This window comes from Falsiroseomonas tokyonensis (assembly GCF_019024325.1).
GTDB classification, from domain to species: Bacteria; Pseudomonadota; Alphaproteobacteria; order Acetobacterales; family Acetobacteraceae; genus Falsiroseomonas; species Falsiroseomonas tokyonensis.
In genome coordinates this window covers 22,408-36,230 of the sequence record NZ_JAFNJS010000011.1, presented here as the reverse complement: position 1 = coordinate 36,230, position 13,823 = coordinate 22,408, and the positions used below count along the sequence as shown (strand labels likewise).

Sequence of the window (13,823 nt, the reverse complement as noted above, 5' to 3'; positions counted from 1 at the left end):
CAGCCAAGCGCCCTATTGAGTCAGCCCGCGATCTCGCGCGTGAAGCGGCTGGACCAGCGGCCCTGGTTGCGGATCACCACATCCCAGTCGAAGTCGATCAGCTTGGAGACCGCCTCCTCCCCCATGATCAGCTTCGCGGCGAGCTCCGGCGGCAGGGTGATGTTGCGGATCGTCGGGCTGTAATAGGTCTGCTCGGCATAGGCCTTCTGGCAGTCCGGGCTGAGGTGCAGATTGACGAAAGCCTCGGCCAGCGCCTGGTTCTTCGTGCCCGCGGTGATGCAGGCGTAGTTGGCGGCGACCGCCTGGCCCTCCGTCGGCTCCGCGATGACGATGTTCGGGTTGCGCGTCTCCGCATAGGTGCGGGTGAAGCTGCCGAACTCGACGCTGGCCGCGCCGACCTGCTGGTCGAACATGCCATAGAGCTGGTCCTGGCTGCCCTGGATCGCGGCGAAGGGTTTCAGCTCCGCGATCTTGCGGAAGGCGGGGTCGATGTCGTTCTCCGACCCACCCCAGACCCTGGCCGCCATCAGCAGGCCCGCCGTGCCCTGCGCGCCCGGATAGGTCGGCCAAATCACCTTGCCCTTCAGGTCGTCGCGCCAGAAATCCTTCCAGGAGGTCATCGGCGCGGCCACAAGCCGCCGGTCATAGACGATGGTCACGGGATTGAAGGCCACGCCATAACCGCCGATGCGCGCCAGTGGATACAGATGCTCGAAATTCGGCACATTGGCGGAGGGCGCGAGCGTCACGCCATCCTTCACCGCCTGGCGGCTTTCGAAGATGTTGAGATAGAGCAGGTCGAAGGAGGGCCGGCCCCGCTCCGCATAGGCGCGCGCGCGGCGTTCCGGCGTGCCGCCGAGGATGTAGTTGATCTTCACGCCATGCTGCTGTTCCAGCGGCGTCGCGCAGTACTGCCGGGTGATGCGTTCCTGCACGCCGCCCCAGATGCCCACCGTCAGTTCATCGCCGCGGCGGATCTGCGCGACGGCGTCGCGGCCCCAGATGGCGGGCGCTGCGAGGGCGGCGGTGGCCAGCAGGCCACGGCGGGTGAGGGAGGTCGTCATGGCAGGGCTCCGGTCGTGGCGGTGAAATCTTCGATCCAGGCGATCGCCTCCGGTGGCGCCGCGAGCGTCACGGCGGCGCCGGGCGGGAAGGCGGGCTCGGCGCTCGGCCGGTGCACGCGCAGGCGATGCGGCCCCACCGAAACCTCGTAATGGATGCTGTCATCCAGCCGCGTCGCCGCCTCCACCACCGCGGGCAGGGCCAGATGCGCCTCCGCCTCGCCGGGCGGCCGCAGCGCCAGACGCGCCGCGCGCAACACCAGGTGGCTCGGCCGGGCCGGGGCATCCGCCGGCAGCGGCACCGTGACGCCGCCCTCCGTCCGGAAGGCGCCATCCTCCACCCGCCCGGCCAGCACGCTGCGGGCGCCGAGGAAGCCGGCGGTGAAAAGGTGCCGCGGGCGTTCCGTCAGTTCCGCCGGCGCCGCGCATTCCACGATGCGGCCGCGATCCATCACGGCGACGCGGTCGGCCAGCGCCAGCGCCTCCTCCTGGTCATGCGTGACGAACAGGGTGGTGATGCCGGCGGCGTCGCGCAGCCGCGCGATCTCCTCCCGCATCTCCACGCGCAGCCCGGCATCGAGGTTGGACAGCGGCTCGTCCAGCAGCAGCAGTTCGGGGCGGATCACCAGGGCGCGGGCCAGGGCAATGCGCTGCTGCTGGCCGCCAGACATGCGCGCCGGGTAGCGATCCGCCAGATGCGCCAGGCCCACCATGGCCAGCGCCTCCGTCACCCGGCGGTCACGCTCGGCGCGGTTCACATCGCGCATCTCGAGCCCGAAGGCGACATTGCCGGCCGCCGTCAGGTGCGGGAACAGCGCGTAGTTCTGGAACACCATGCCGATCTGCCGGCGATGCGGCGGCGCGCGCTCGATGGCCGTGCCGTTCAGCAGGATCTGGCCCTCATCCGGCAGGATGAAGCCGGCCACCAGCCGCAGCGTGGTGGTCTTGCCGCAGCCGGAGGGGCCGAGCAGCGCGATGCATTCGCCGCGCGCGACGGAGAGCGAGACGCCATCGACCGCGGCCTGGGCGCCATAGCGCTTGGTCAATCTTTCGAGGCGAAGATGGGGCTGAGGGTCTGTCACCCGCCCAGTCTGGCAAACCCGATGCCAGCGCGCCAGGGCGGGGCAGGGCCCCAAAGCTGGGCGGCGCGACAGGGGCAGGGGGCAGAAATGCCCAAAAAACAGGCGCTGGGCGCGCAAAAGGGCAGGGTTTGGGCGGATCGGTGTCTCGGCTGTGCCATCTCGCGCGGCATGCGCCTTGCTCGCCCCTTGCCGCTGCGCCGGCGCAACCCTGATACAGGAACGGTTGCGGCAAGCGGCCGTCGGCAAGCGATTGGAGGGATCGACGATGCGGACACGGTATCGAATGGAACGGCGCGCCCTGCTGACGGGCGGCATGGGCCTGGCACTGGCGGCGGTTCCGGGCGCGCGGGTGCCCCTGGCCCAGACGCTGGACAAGGTCTCCTTCCAGACCAACTGGCGGGCCCAGGCGGAGCATGGCGGCTACTACCAGGCCGTCGCCGCCGGCATCTATCGCCGCCATGGTATCGATTGCGAGATCCGCATGGGCGGGCCGCAGCAGAACCCGGCGCAGCTGCTGCTGGCCGGCCGCGTGGACTTCATCATGTCCAACGGCTTCCAGGCGCTGAACTATGTGCGGGAAAACCTGCCCTTCCTGACCATCGGCGCCATCATGCAGAAGGACCCGCAGGTGCTGATGACCCATGCGGGCAATGGCATCAATTCCTTCGAGGACATGAAGGGCCGGCCGATCCTGATCGGTGCCTCCGGCCGCGTCACCTATTGGCCCTTCCTGCAGGCGAAGTTCGGCTTCACCGATGAGCAGATCCGGCCCTATACCTTCAATGTCGGTCCCTTCATGGCGGACCGCATGGCGATCCAGCAGGGCTTCATCAGCTCCGAACCCTTCGCCGCGCAGCAGGCCGGCGCGACGCCCAGGGTCTTCCTCATCGCCGATGCCGGCTACCAGAACTACCAGACCACCATCGACGTCTCCCGCCGCATGGTGGCGGAGAAGAAGGATCTGGTGCAGCGTTTCGTCAATGCGACGATCGAGGGCTGGGCCGCCTACATGAAGGCGGAGGACATCGGCGCCGCGAATGCCGCCATCAAGCGCGACAATCCCGAGATGGATGACGCCAAGATCGCCTATGCGATCCGCGTGATGAACGAGGCCGGCATCGTCCACTCCGGCGATTCGCTGCGGCTCGGCATCGGGGCGATGACGGATGCGCGGTGGAAGTCCTTCTACGAGGGCATGCGCGATCTCGGCCGCTATCCCGAAGGGCTGGACTACACCAAGGCCTACAGCCTGGAATTCGTGAACAAGCGCGTGGGCCTTGCCTGAGGCCCCGCCCATCGCGCCGGTGACGGAGCCGCGGGGGCCGGCTTCCGTCATCTCGCTGGAAGGCGTCACCAAGCGCTATGCCAATGGCACGCTGGCGGTGCGCGGCGTCGACCTTTCCGTGGCGCGTGGCGACTTCGTCTCGCTGCTCGGCCCCTCCGGCTGCGGCAAATCCACCGTGCTGCGGATGATGGCGGGGCTGATCCCGCCTTCCTCCGGCCGGGTGGAAATGGCGGGCGGCGGGGAGACCGGCGATATCGGCTTCGTCTTCCAGGAGCCGACGCTGATGCCCTGGTCCAGCGCGCTGCGCAACGTGATGCTGCCGCTGCGCCTGGGCGGCGTGGGGCGGCAGACCGCGGAGCGCCGCGCGCGCGACGCCCTGGCCTCGGTCGGGCTGGCGGGGTTCGAGGACAGCTATCCGCGCGCGCTGTCCGGCGGCATGAAGATGCGCGTCTCCATCGCCCGCGCCCTGGTGACGAAGCCACGGCTGCTGCTGATGGACGAACCGTTTGCCGCACTCGACGAGATCACCCGCCACAAGCTGAACAACGACCTGCTGACGCTGTGGCAGGCGGAGCGCTTCACCGCGGTCTTCGTCACCCATTCGGTCTTCGAGAGCGTCTACCTGTCCCGCCGTGTGGTGGTGATGGCGGCCAGGCCCGGGCGGGTGGTGGAGGACCTGGCCGTCGACGCGCCCTATCCGCGCGGCGAGGCCTTCCGGACCTCCGCCGACTACGCGGCGCATTGCCGCGAGATTTCCTCCGCACTGCATCGGGCGATGGAAGAATGACCGTGCTGCTCTCGGCCAATGAGGCCGCCGATGCGCCGCTGCAGGACCGCGCGCCGCGCCATTTCGGCCTGACCGCGGAAGCCTGGCTGCGCATCATCGCGCCGACGCTGATCGGCCTGCTGGCGCTTGCGGGGTGGGAGGCACTGGTGCGGATCAACGAGATTCCGCCCTATCTGCTGCCGGGGCCCGTGACGGTGTTCGAGACGCTGATCCGCGAATGGCCCTCGCTCTCCGTTTCGCTGCTCATCACCCTGCAGATCACCTTTGCCGCCCTGGCCGTGGCCGCCGTGCTGGGCCTGGCGCTGGCGGTGCTGTTCGCGCAGTCGCGGATCATCGAGCTGTCGCTGTTTCCCTATGCGGTGATCCTGCAGGTCACGCCGGTGGTGGCGATCGCGCCGCTGATCATCATCTGGGTGGACGATATCCGCATCGCCCTGCTGATCTGCGCCTGGATCGTCGCCTTCTTTCCGATCCTGTCCAATACGACACTCGGCCTGAACAGCGCGGACCAGAACCTGGCCGACCTGTTCCGCCTGTATCGCGCCAGCCGCTGGCAGGTGCTGCGGCATCTGCGGCTGCCGACCGCCATGCCCTATTTTCTCGCGGGGCTGCGTATTTCGGGCGGGCTGGCGCTGATCGGCGCGATCGTCGCGGAATTCGTCGCCGGCACCGGCGGCCGCGCCTCCGGCCTCGCCTATCGCATCCTGGAGGCCGGGTACCAGCTGCAGATCCCGAAAATGTTTGCGGCGCTGGTGCTGGTGTCGTTGACCGGCATCGCAATTTTTCTGGCGATGAGCCTGATCTCACACCTGGCGCTGCGTCACTGGCATGAAAGCGCGATGAAGGAACGTCGATGAAGGCCCAGCTTGCCGCCGCCGGCCCGAACTTCTGGCTGCGCAATGCCCGCGCGCATGCAGCCTTCACGCAAGGCCTGGACGGGCCGCCGGATGTGGACGGGCTGCTGCGCCTCGATATCCAGATCGAGCACGGTCGCATCGCGACCCTTGCCCCGCTCGGCACCGCGCCCGCGGGCATCGACCTGCGCGGCGGCCAGGTCTGGCCGGGCTTCGTCGATGCGCATACGCATCTGGACAAAGGTCATATCTGGCCACGCATGCGCAACCTGACGGGCGATTTCGCCGGCGCCATCACCGCCGTGATGGGCGACCGCGGCGCCGCCTGGTCCGAGGCCGATATCGAAGCCCGCGCCGATTTCGCGCTGCGCTGCGCCTACGCGCATGGCACGGTCGCCATCCGCACGCATCTGGATACCTACCTGCCGCATGGCCTGACCACCTGGCGCGTCTTCCGCCGGCTGCGCGAGGCCTGGGCCGGACGCATCGCGCTGCAGATGTCCTCCATCTGCCCGCTCGACCGCTTTGCGGGGCCGGATGGGGAATTGCTGGCCGATACGGTGGCGGAGGCCGGCGGCGTGCTCGGCATGGTCACGCGTCCGACCGGCGGCATCCACGACGCGCTGCCCGCCACCTTCCAGGCGGAGCTGGACCATTTCTTCTCGCTCGCCGAGGCGCGCGGCCTCGACCTCGACCTGCATGTCGATGAATCCGGCGAATCCGGCGCACGCGCCCTGCGCGAGATCGCACTCACCGCCCTGAAGCGCGGCTTCAAGGGTAGGATCCAGTGCGGCCATTGCTGCTCGCTCTCGATCCAGCCGGAGGATTTCGCGAAGGAGACGATCGCCCGCGTGGCGGAGGCGGGCATCGACATCGTCGTGCTGCCCATGTGCAACATGTACCTGCAGGACCGCGTGGCGAACCGCACGCCCCGCTGGCGCGGCGTGACGCTGGTGCATGAGATGCAGGCGGCCGGCATCCGCGTCTCGGTTGCCTCCGACAATACGCGCGACCCCTTCTACGCCTATGGCGACCTCGACATGACGGAGGTTTTTCGGGAGTCCGCCCGCATCCTCCATCTCGACCATCCCTTCGGGCATTGGCCCGCCGCGGCCACGGCGCGGCCGGCGGAAGCGATGGGCGTGGCCACGCAGCACGGCATCATCCGCGTCGGCGCGGCCGCGGACCTCGTGCTGTATGGCGCGCGCTTCATGACGGAACTGCTCTCCCGCCCGCAATCCGACCGTATCGTGCTGCGGGCCGGCCGAGTGCTCGACGCGACCGCGCCCGATTGGCGGGAGCTGGATGCGACGCTGGGCGTCGCGGATTAGCGGCGACTATTCCAGCCCGCGCAGGAAGGCGCGCAGATCCTCGGCCCAGAAACGGGCCTGGCCGGTGGTGCCATGGCCCAGCGTCTCGGCGCTGGCCGGGATCAACAGCAGGCGGCCATTCGCCACCCGCTGCATCGCCGCCTGCATCAGCCCGGTCTCCGGCGGATTGCGCTCATCATCCGCGGCATTGATCGCCAGCACCTGCGCGCGGATGCGCTCCAGCCGCGGCGCCGGGTTGTAGTCGCGCGAGGAATCCCACTGATAGACGAAGTCATTCGCGTCGGCCGGTGGCGGCGCGGCCAGCCGCTGCTCCACCAGCCGGTCCGCGGCCTCGCGCGTCGGCGCGATCTTCTGCAGGTTCAGCGTGCCGCCATTGGTGGCGGTGGCGAAGACGACATTGGCCCGGCCGAGCGAGGCCGGCTGCTGCGTATAGAAGCCATTGGCATAGCCAGGGTCGCGCCGCACGCTTTCCACCATCAGCCGCCGCAGCATCCAGTTGCGGGACGACATCTCGGTGGGCTGCGACGCCATGGGCACGATGGCGTCCATCGCATCCGGGAAGTTGGTGCCCCAGAGCCAGGCATGCATGCCGCCCATGGAATTGCCGATCACCAGCCGCAGCCGCGGAATGCCGAGCCCCTCCGTCACCAGCCGGTGCTGGGCCGCGACCATGTCGTCGTAGTTGTAGCGCGGGAAGGCGCCGCGCAGCCCGTCCGACGGCTTGCTGCTGCGGCCCGTGCCGATGGCATCGGGGATGATGATGAAGTGCCGCTTCGCGTCCAGCGGCTGGCCCTCGCCGAACAGCTGGCCCGCAAAACTCTGCACCAGCATGTTGCGGGCATTGCCGGCGGTGCCGTGCAGCACCAGCACCGGGATGCCGCCGGGCTCGCCCACGGTGGTGTAGCCGATGCGCAGCTCCGGCATCACTTCCCCGGTGTGGAACCGAAAATCCCGCGCCACCCAGCTGTGGTCGCGCGGCGCCGGGAAATCGGCGGCCAGGGCGGGTGCTGCGGCCAGCGCCAGGCCGATCATCAGCGCGGCGCGCCGCGCGAAGGCAAGGGTTTTCATGGTGGCTCCTCCTGCACGGCCACTTGTCGGGCCGGTTGTTGCCGGAGCCTAACGGAGTGCCTACCAGCGCGCCATCTCCCGCTCCACCCGGGCCAGGAAGGCGGCGCATTCGTCGCGCGACCGGTGGTCCATGCGGGTCAGGGTGTACCAATCCGTGCGGCAGCGGGGCGCGCAGAGCCGGCGGATGCCGCGGTTCACCAGCTTGCGGTCGGGATGGCCGATGTACCAGAGCAGCCAGCGCGGCGAGCCATAGGTGGTGATCACGCCGATCCGCTTGATGTTCGTCAGCAGCGGCGTGATGGCGCCATCCCCCAGCCTGAAGGCGACGCCCGGCGCCCAGACGCGATCGAACCAGCCCTTCAGCATCGCCGGCATGCCGTACCACCAGGTGGGGTGCACCAGTAGCAGCGCATCGGCCCGCTGCAGGCTGGCGACGTGGTCCTCCACCCCGGCCAGGTTGTCCGTCACGCTGTGGTACCGGCCGCGCTCCTCGGCGGAGAGCGCCGGGTCGAAACCCTCCGCATAGAGGTCGCGCAGCTCCACCTCATGCCCCTTCGCTTCCAGCGCGCGCCGCGCGGCATCGCGCAGTGCCGCCGCAAAACTGTCGGGACGCGGGTGGCAGTAGATCATCAGCACGCGCATGGGGCCTCACCGGTGCGGTCCTGGCACGCTCCATGCAATGATCGCGCCGAATGCCGCAATGGAGATTCGCGCCGATGATGTCCGTTCCCGTCCTGGCCAGGCGTGCCGCCGATCTGCGCGGATTCCGCATCGCCCCGGGCGACACCAACTACTTCGCCTGCCTCTTCGACCCCGTGGCGGATGGCGTGTCCTTCACCATGGTGGTGGAGATCTTTGCGCCCGGCGGCCGCACGCCGCCCAATACCCACAGCCTGGCGGAGGAATGCTTCTTCGTCCTCAAGGGCTCGGGCAAGGCTTTTGCGGATGGCGTCGAGATGCCGGTCGGCCCTGGCGATGCCTTCGTGCTGCGCCCGGGCGTCGAGCATGTCGTGCTCAACGACACGGCGGAAAAACTCTACTGCCTGACCTTCATGACGCCGAACGAGGGTTTCGCCGAGCTGATCCGCAACGGCACGCCGATCGACCTGCCGGCCGAGGATATCGCCGTCATCACGGGCGCCGCCTGATGCGCGTGCTCTACCTCTATGCCCATCCGCTGGAGGAAAGTTTTCACGCCGCCATCCGCGATGCGGCGCGGGAGGGGCTGCGACAGGCCGGCCACAGCGTCGACCTCTGCGACCTCTACGCCGAGGGCTTCAACCCCGTGCTCTCCGCCGCCGAGCGCCGCGGCTACCACGAGATCCCCGGCAATCGCGCGCCGGTCGAGGATTATGTGCGCCGGCTGGAGCAGGCGGAGGCGCTGGTCCTGTCCTTCCCCACCTGGTGCTTCGGCCTGCCCGCGATCCTGAAGGGCTGGATGGACCGCGTGCTGCTGCCCGGCGTGTCCTTCCGGCTGGAGGAGGGCGTGGCCAGGCCCAACCTGCTGCATATCGGCAAAATCGCCGGCATCAGCACCTATGGCCGGCCGCGCTGGACCGCGATCCTGGCGGGCGACCCGCCGCGCAAGGCCGTCACCCGCTACTTCCGCCTGATCACGGCCGGCCGGGCCGCCATCGACTACCACGCGCTGTATGACATGAACCGCGCGGACGACGCCCGGCGCGCCGCCTTCCTGGCCCGGGTGCAGGGGCGCATGGCGCGGTTCTGAAGCAAACCCTTGCCCTGGCGGCGCTCCGGGGCAATCTTCCCTCCAAACGATTGCACGGGAGGAAGATCATGATCGGACGCAGGTTGTTGCTGGCTGCCGGCGGTGCGGCGCTGGCCGCACCAGGTGTGGCGCGGGCCCAGGCTGGCTGGCCGAACCGGCCGGTGCGGATCGTGGTGCCCTTCGGCCTCGGCGGGTCCGCCGATGTCGCGGCGCGCTTCCTGGCGGAGCCGCTGTCCCAGGCCTTCGGCCAGCCCTTCGTGGTGGAGAACCGGCCCGGCGCCGGCGCCACCATCGGCACCGATGCCGTGGCCAAGTCCGCCCCGGATGGCCACACGCTGCTGCTGATGTCGAATACCCATACGGCGAATGAGACGCTGCTGCCCAACCGCCCCTATGTGCTGATGCGGGACCTGGCGCCGGTCGCGGCCATCAATATCGCGCATCACGTCCTGGCCGTGCATCCCTCCATCCCCGCCAACAGCCTGCCGGAGCTGATCGCGCTGCTGCGCGCCAATCCGGGCAAGTACGACTACGCCTCCTCCGGCCCCGGCACGCCCTATCACGTGGCCGGCGAGGTCTTCCTGGCGATGGCCGGCGCCACGGCGACCCATGTGCCCTTCCGCAGCTCCAACGAGGCGCGCACCGCCGTCATCTCCGGCACCGTGCCCATCATGTTCGACGCCATCCCCACCATGCGCCCGCAAATCGAGGGCGGCCGCGTGCGCGGCCTGGCCACCACCGGCCCGTCGCGCAGCCCGCTGATGCCGGAACTGCCCGCGGTAGCGGAGACGCTGGCAGGCTACGAGGCCTCCATCTGGCTCGGCTTCATGGCGCCGGCGGCGACGCCCGTGGAACTGCGGCAGCGCATCAATACCGAGGTCAACCGCATCCTCGCTTTGCCGGCGACGGCGGAGGCGCAGGCCCGGCTCGGCGCGCAGCCCATGGCGATGTCGATGGCGGAGTTCGACGCCTATCTGCGCGCCGACATCACGCGGCAGGCGGAATTCATCCGCATGGCGAAGATGACGCCCGCTTGAGCACGACCTTCCAGCTGAACGGCACGGCGGTGGCCGTGCCGATCGAGCCGGAGGCGCCGTTGCTGGCGGCGCTGCGCGGGCCGCTCGGCCTGTCCGGCACCCGCTTCGGCTGCGGCGCGGAGCAATGCGGCGCCTGCCTCGTGCTGGTCGACGATCTTCCGCGGTATGCCTGCACGCTGCCGGTCGGTGATGTGGCAGGGCGAAACGTGACCACCGTCGAAGGTCTCGGCACGGCCGAGGCGCCGCATCCGCTGCAGCGGGCGCTGCTGGAGCTGCAGGCGGGGCAATGCGGCTTCTGCCTGTCTGGCATCCAGATCCGCGCCGCGGCGCTGCTGCGCGAGACGCCGCGGCCGAGCGAGGATCAGCTCCGCGCCGCGCTCGACCCGCATCTCTGCCGCTGCGGCAGCCACAACCGCATCCTGCGCGCCGTGCTGCGGGCGGCGGAGGAGATGGCGCCATGAACCTCGCCTTCCACGGGCCGCCGCCGGCGGATGGCAAGCCGAAGCTGCCGGGCAGCCTGCAGGTGAACCGGCGCCTCGACCAATGGCTGCGCATGCTGCCGGAAGGCGCGGTGCTGCTGACTCCGGGCAAGGTGGAGCTGGGGCAGGGGATCCTGACCGCGCTCGCCCAGATCGCGGCGGAAGAGCTCGACGTGGCCCTGCCGCGCATCCGCGTCCAGGCGGCGGCCACACCCACCAGCCCCGATGAGGCGGTGACCAGCGGCAGCCTCTCGGTCCAGGAATCCGGCATGGCGATCCGCCACGCCTGCGCCGAGGCGCGCGCCATCTTCGTCGGTGTCATCGCCCAGCGCAGCGGCGTTTCCCGCGACGATATTTTCGTCAACGACGGCGATTTCGTGGCGCCGGATGGCCGGGTGCTCGGCAGCTACTGGTCGCTGGCGGAGTCCGGGCTGCTGGCGGTGGAGGCGACCGCAGACGGCACGCCGAAGCGCGCGGATCAACGCCGCATCGCCGGCACCTCCACGCCGCGGCTCGACCTGCCCGACAAGATTTTTGGGCAGCCCCGCTTCATCCAGGACCTGCGGCTGCCGGGCATGCTGCATGCCCGCGTGGTGCGACCCGCCGCGCGGGGCGCGAAGCTGATCTCGGTGCGCGAGGGCGCGCTGCCCGGTGGCGCCAGGCTCCATCGCGACGGCAATTTTCTCGCCGTGCTGGCGACACAGGAACACCATGCGGAAGCGGCCGCCTTGCGCGTCGCCACCCGCGCTGAATGGGCGGCGCAGGACACGCTGCCGGAGAATGTCGAGACCTGGCTGGCCGAGGCGCCCGGCGAGACCACCACCGTGCTGGACCGCGCCGCCGAAACGCCGGAACCGGCGCATCGCGTGGCGGCCCGCTTCTTCCGCCCGTTCGTCACCCACGCCTCCATCGGCACCTGCTGCGCCGTGGCGCTATGGGAAGGCGAAGTCGCAAAAATCTGGAGCCACAGCCAAGGCATCTACAATCTGCGCGCCGACCTGGTGAAGGCCATGCGCCTGCCGGCCGAAGCCTTCCACATCCAGCATGTCGAGGCCGCCGGCTGCTACGGCCATAACGGCGCCGATGACGTGGCGCTGGAGGCCGCGCTGCTCGCGCGGGCAAATCCCGGCGTGCCGGTGCGCGTGCTCTGGACGCGGGCGGAGGAGCTGGGCTGGGGCCCGGCCTCGCCGGCCATGCTGGTGGATGTGGCGGCGGAGGCCGATGCGGAGGGGCGGCTGCTGCGCTGGACGCAGCACGTCACCTCCAACGGCCACTCCGGACGGCCGGGCCGCGGCGCGCTGCCGACGCTGCTCGCGGCCTCGATGCTCGCCGAGCCCTTCGCCGTGCCGAATGCCATCAACCCGCCGCTGGCCGGCGGTGGCGGCGCGCAGCGTAATGCGGTGCCGGCCTATGCCATTCCGGCGCTGCATGTGCGCATGACCCATCTCGCCGAAATGCCGCTGCGCACCAGCGCCCTGCGCGGCCTCGGCGCGCTCGCCAATGTCTGGGCGATCGAGAGCGTGATGAACGAGATGGCCGCCGCCGTGGGGCAGGACCCACTCGCCTATCGCCTGCGCCAGATGGAGGATGCGCGGGCGCGCGACGTGCTGACCCGCGCCGCCGAAATGGCGAACTGGTCCGGCCGCGTGAAGCGCGAGGGGTTCGGCATGGGCCTCGCCGTCGCGCGGTACAAGGGCAGCGGCGCCTGGTGCGCGGCGGTGGCGGAGATCGAGGCGGCGGAGCGCGTCTTCTGCCGGCGCCTCTGGCTCGCCGCCGATGTGGGGGAGGTGATCAACCCCGATGGCACGCTGAACCAAATCGAGGGCGGCGCCATCCAGGCGACGTCCCTCTGCCTGTTGGAGGCGGTGCGCCACGATGCGCGCAACGTCACCTCCACGGGCTGGGAGGACTATCCGATCCTCCGCTTCTCCGAAGTGCCGCGCGTGGAAGTCGCGCTGGTCGCGCGGCCCGAGGCGCCGCCGCTCGGCGCCGGCGAATGCAGCATGGGGCCGGTGATCGGCGCCATCGCCAATGCCATCGGCGATGCGCTGGGCGTCCGCCCGCGGCACTGGCCCTTCACGCCCGAAAACATCGCCCGAGCCATGGAAGACTGATGCCCTCTCTGACCCTTGCCTGCACCCGCAGCGACCGCACCCAGCCCATCCTGGACGGCCGCATCAAGATCGCGGGCTATGACGTGACGCCCACCGCCGGGGAGCCGGAGGAGCTGTTCCGCATCGCGATGCGGGAGGCACGCTACGACATCACCGAACTCTCGATGGCCAGCCACATCCTTTCCGTCGCGCGGGGCGACAGCCGCTATATCGGCGTGCCGGTCTTCCCCTCCCGCGCTTTTCGGCATTCCGCCATCTATATCCGCACGGATCGCGGGATTGCGGGGCCGAAGGACCTGGCGGGGCGCGTGATCGGCGTGCCGGAGTATCAGCAGACCGCGGCCATGTGGGTGCGCGGCATGCTGCGCAGCTACTATGGGGTGGAGGTCTCCTCCATCGCCTGGCGCTCCTCCGGCGAGCGCACGCCGCTCAGCCTGCCGCCCGAGATCGACATGCAGGTGATCCCCGCCGGCGAGACGCTGGAGGCGATGCTGGCCGAGGGCCGGATCGACGCCTTCATCGGCCCGCGCCCGCCCGCCTGCTTCACCCAGCAGACCGCGCCGGTCGCCCGCCTGTTTCCGGACAGCCGGGCGGAGGAGCAGGCCTATGCCGCCGCCACCGGCTTCTTCCCCATCATGCATTGCATCGCGATCCGCCGCGACCTGGTGGAGGGCCGGCCCGACCTGCCGCGCGCGGTCTTCGAGGCCTTCAACGCCGCCAAGAACCACGCGGTGGCGGAGCTTTCGATGGTCAATGTGCTGCGCGTCTCGCTGCCCTGGATCGCCGCAGAAGCCGCCGCGCAGACGGCCCAGATGGGCGGCGATCCCTGGCCCTATGGCTTCCTGCGCAACAAGGCGGAGCTGGAGGCCATGTGCCGCTACGCCTTCACCGATGGGTTGACCGCCCATGCGGTTCCGGTGGAGGAGTTGTTCGAGGCCAGTACCCGCGACGACTGAGCGGGCGCGGCCTTGGCACAAAGGCGGCCGCGCCCGGCCG

At 69.9% G+C, this 13,823-nt stretch carries 14 protein-coding genes; 10 read left to right on the top strand and 4 right to left on the bottom strand.

The genetic code is table 11. The features are described from left to right. Nucleotides 1-20: 20 nt before the first annotated feature. Together J3S20_RS25895 and J3S20_RS25890 are read right to left on the bottom strand one after the other, a co-directional pair. On the bottom strand, nt 21-1,064 hold the full coding sequence (locus J3S20_RS25895; RefSeq protein WP_216839820.1) for an extracellular solute-binding protein: 1,044 nt from the start codon (nt 1,062-1,064) through the stop codon (nt 21-23). Further along, nucleotides 1,061-2,107 carry an ABC transporter ATP-binding protein gene (locus J3S20_RS25890; protein ID WP_246603289.1) on the bottom strand — a complete coding sequence of 349 codons (1,047 nt, stop codon included), beginning with the start codon at nt 2,105-2,107 and terminating at the stop codon, nt 1,061-1,063. Before J3S20_RS25890 ends, J3S20_RS25895 begins: the two co-directional genes overlap by 4 nt. A gap of 319 nt (nt 2,108-2,426) precedes the next feature. Here J3S20_RS25890 and J3S20_RS25885 point away from each other — a divergent pair, with 319 nt between their 5' ends. Genes J3S20_RS25885 through J3S20_RS25870 form a run of 4 tightly spaced genes read left to right on the top strand, consistent with a single transcriptional unit; the run spans nt 2,427 to nt 6,400 of the window. Beyond that, the gene (locus tag J3S20_RS25885) at nt 2,427-3,428 is read left to right on the top strand and encodes an ABC transporter substrate-binding protein (protein ID WP_246603288.1); all 1,002 of its coding nucleotides are present in this window, start codon (nt 2,427-2,429) and stop codon (nt 3,426-3,428) included. Further along, nucleotides 3,421-4,215, top strand: coding sequence for an ABC transporter ATP-binding protein (locus J3S20_RS25880; RefSeq protein WP_216839817.1), 795 nt, complete (start codon nt 3,421-3,423; stop codon nt 4,213-4,215). The genes J3S20_RS25885 and J3S20_RS25880 overlap by 8 nt, the downstream gene beginning before the upstream one ends. Further along, the gene (locus J3S20_RS25875) at nt 4,212-5,072 is read left to right on the top strand and encodes an ABC transporter permease (RefSeq protein ID WP_216839816.1); all 861 of its coding nucleotides are present in this window, start codon (nt 4,212-4,214) and stop codon (nt 5,070-5,072) included. The genes J3S20_RS25880 and J3S20_RS25875 overlap by 4 nt, the downstream gene beginning before the upstream one ends. Continuing rightward, complete coding sequence (locus J3S20_RS25870) at nt 5,069-6,400, top strand: cytosine deaminase (protein WP_216839815.1); 1,332 nt, start codon at nt 5,069-5,071, stop codon at nt 6,398-6,400. The genes J3S20_RS25875 and J3S20_RS25870 overlap by 4 nt, the downstream gene beginning before the upstream one ends. Before the next feature lie 6 nt (nt 6,401-6,406). Here J3S20_RS25870 and J3S20_RS25865 read toward each other — a convergent pair whose 3' ends face one another. Both J3S20_RS25865 and J3S20_RS25860 read right to left on the bottom strand, forming a co-directional pair. Then, nucleotides 6,407-7,468: an alpha/beta fold hydrolase gene (locus J3S20_RS25865; RefSeq protein ID WP_216839814.1), complete on the bottom strand. Its 1,062-nt coding sequence runs from the start codon at nt 7,466-7,468 to the stop codon at nt 6,407-6,409. Nucleotides 7,469-7,528: 60 nt separating this feature from the next. Next, nucleotides 7,529-8,110 carry an NAD(P)H-dependent oxidoreductase gene (locus tag J3S20_RS25860; protein WP_216839813.1) on the bottom strand — a complete coding sequence of 194 codons (582 nt, stop codon included), beginning with the start codon at nt 8,108-8,110 and terminating at the stop codon, nt 7,529-7,531. 74 nt (nt 8,111-8,184) lie between these two features. On the opposite strand from J3S20_RS25860, the gene J3S20_RS25855 reads away from it, so the two are divergent. From J3S20_RS25855 to J3S20_RS25830, 6 genes are all read left to right on the top strand, one after another. After that, the gene (locus J3S20_RS25855; RefSeq protein WP_246603287.1) at nt 8,185-8,616 is read left to right on the top strand and encodes a cupin domain-containing protein; all 432 of its coding nucleotides are present in this window, start codon (nt 8,185-8,187) and stop codon (nt 8,614-8,616) included. After that, nucleotides 8,616-9,197 (top strand): NAD(P)H-dependent oxidoreductase, encoded by a 582-nt coding sequence (locus tag J3S20_RS25850; RefSeq protein ID WP_216839812.1) that lies wholly within the window; start codon nt 8,616-8,618, stop codon nt 9,195-9,197. Before J3S20_RS25855 ends, J3S20_RS25850 begins: the two co-directional genes overlap by 1 nt. Nucleotides 9,198-9,265: 68 nt before the next feature. Next, complete coding sequence (locus J3S20_RS25845; RefSeq protein WP_246603286.1) at nt 9,266-10,234, top strand: tripartite tricarboxylate transporter substrate binding protein; 969 nt, start codon at nt 9,266-9,268, stop codon at nt 10,232-10,234. Further along, nucleotides 10,231-10,695, top strand: a complete 465-nt coding sequence (locus tag J3S20_RS25840) for a (2Fe-2S)-binding protein (RefSeq protein WP_246603285.1) — start codon at nt 10,231-10,233, stop codon at nt 10,693-10,695. The genes J3S20_RS25845 and J3S20_RS25840 overlap by 4 nt, the downstream gene beginning before the upstream one ends. Further along, nucleotides 10,692-12,827: a xanthine dehydrogenase family protein molybdopterin-binding subunit gene (locus tag J3S20_RS25835; RefSeq protein ID WP_216839811.1), complete on the top strand. Its 2,136-nt coding sequence runs from the start codon at nt 10,692-10,694 to the stop codon at nt 12,825-12,827. Before J3S20_RS25840 ends, J3S20_RS25835 begins: the two co-directional genes overlap by 4 nt. Beyond that, nucleotides 12,827-13,783 carry a substrate-binding domain-containing protein gene (locus J3S20_RS25830; RefSeq protein WP_216839810.1) on the top strand — a complete coding sequence of 319 codons (957 nt, stop codon included), beginning with the start codon at nt 12,827-12,829 and terminating at the stop codon, nt 13,781-13,783. The genes J3S20_RS25835 and J3S20_RS25830 overlap by 1 nt, the downstream gene beginning before the upstream one ends. The last annotated feature ends 40 nt before the right edge of the window (nt 13,784-13,823 follow it).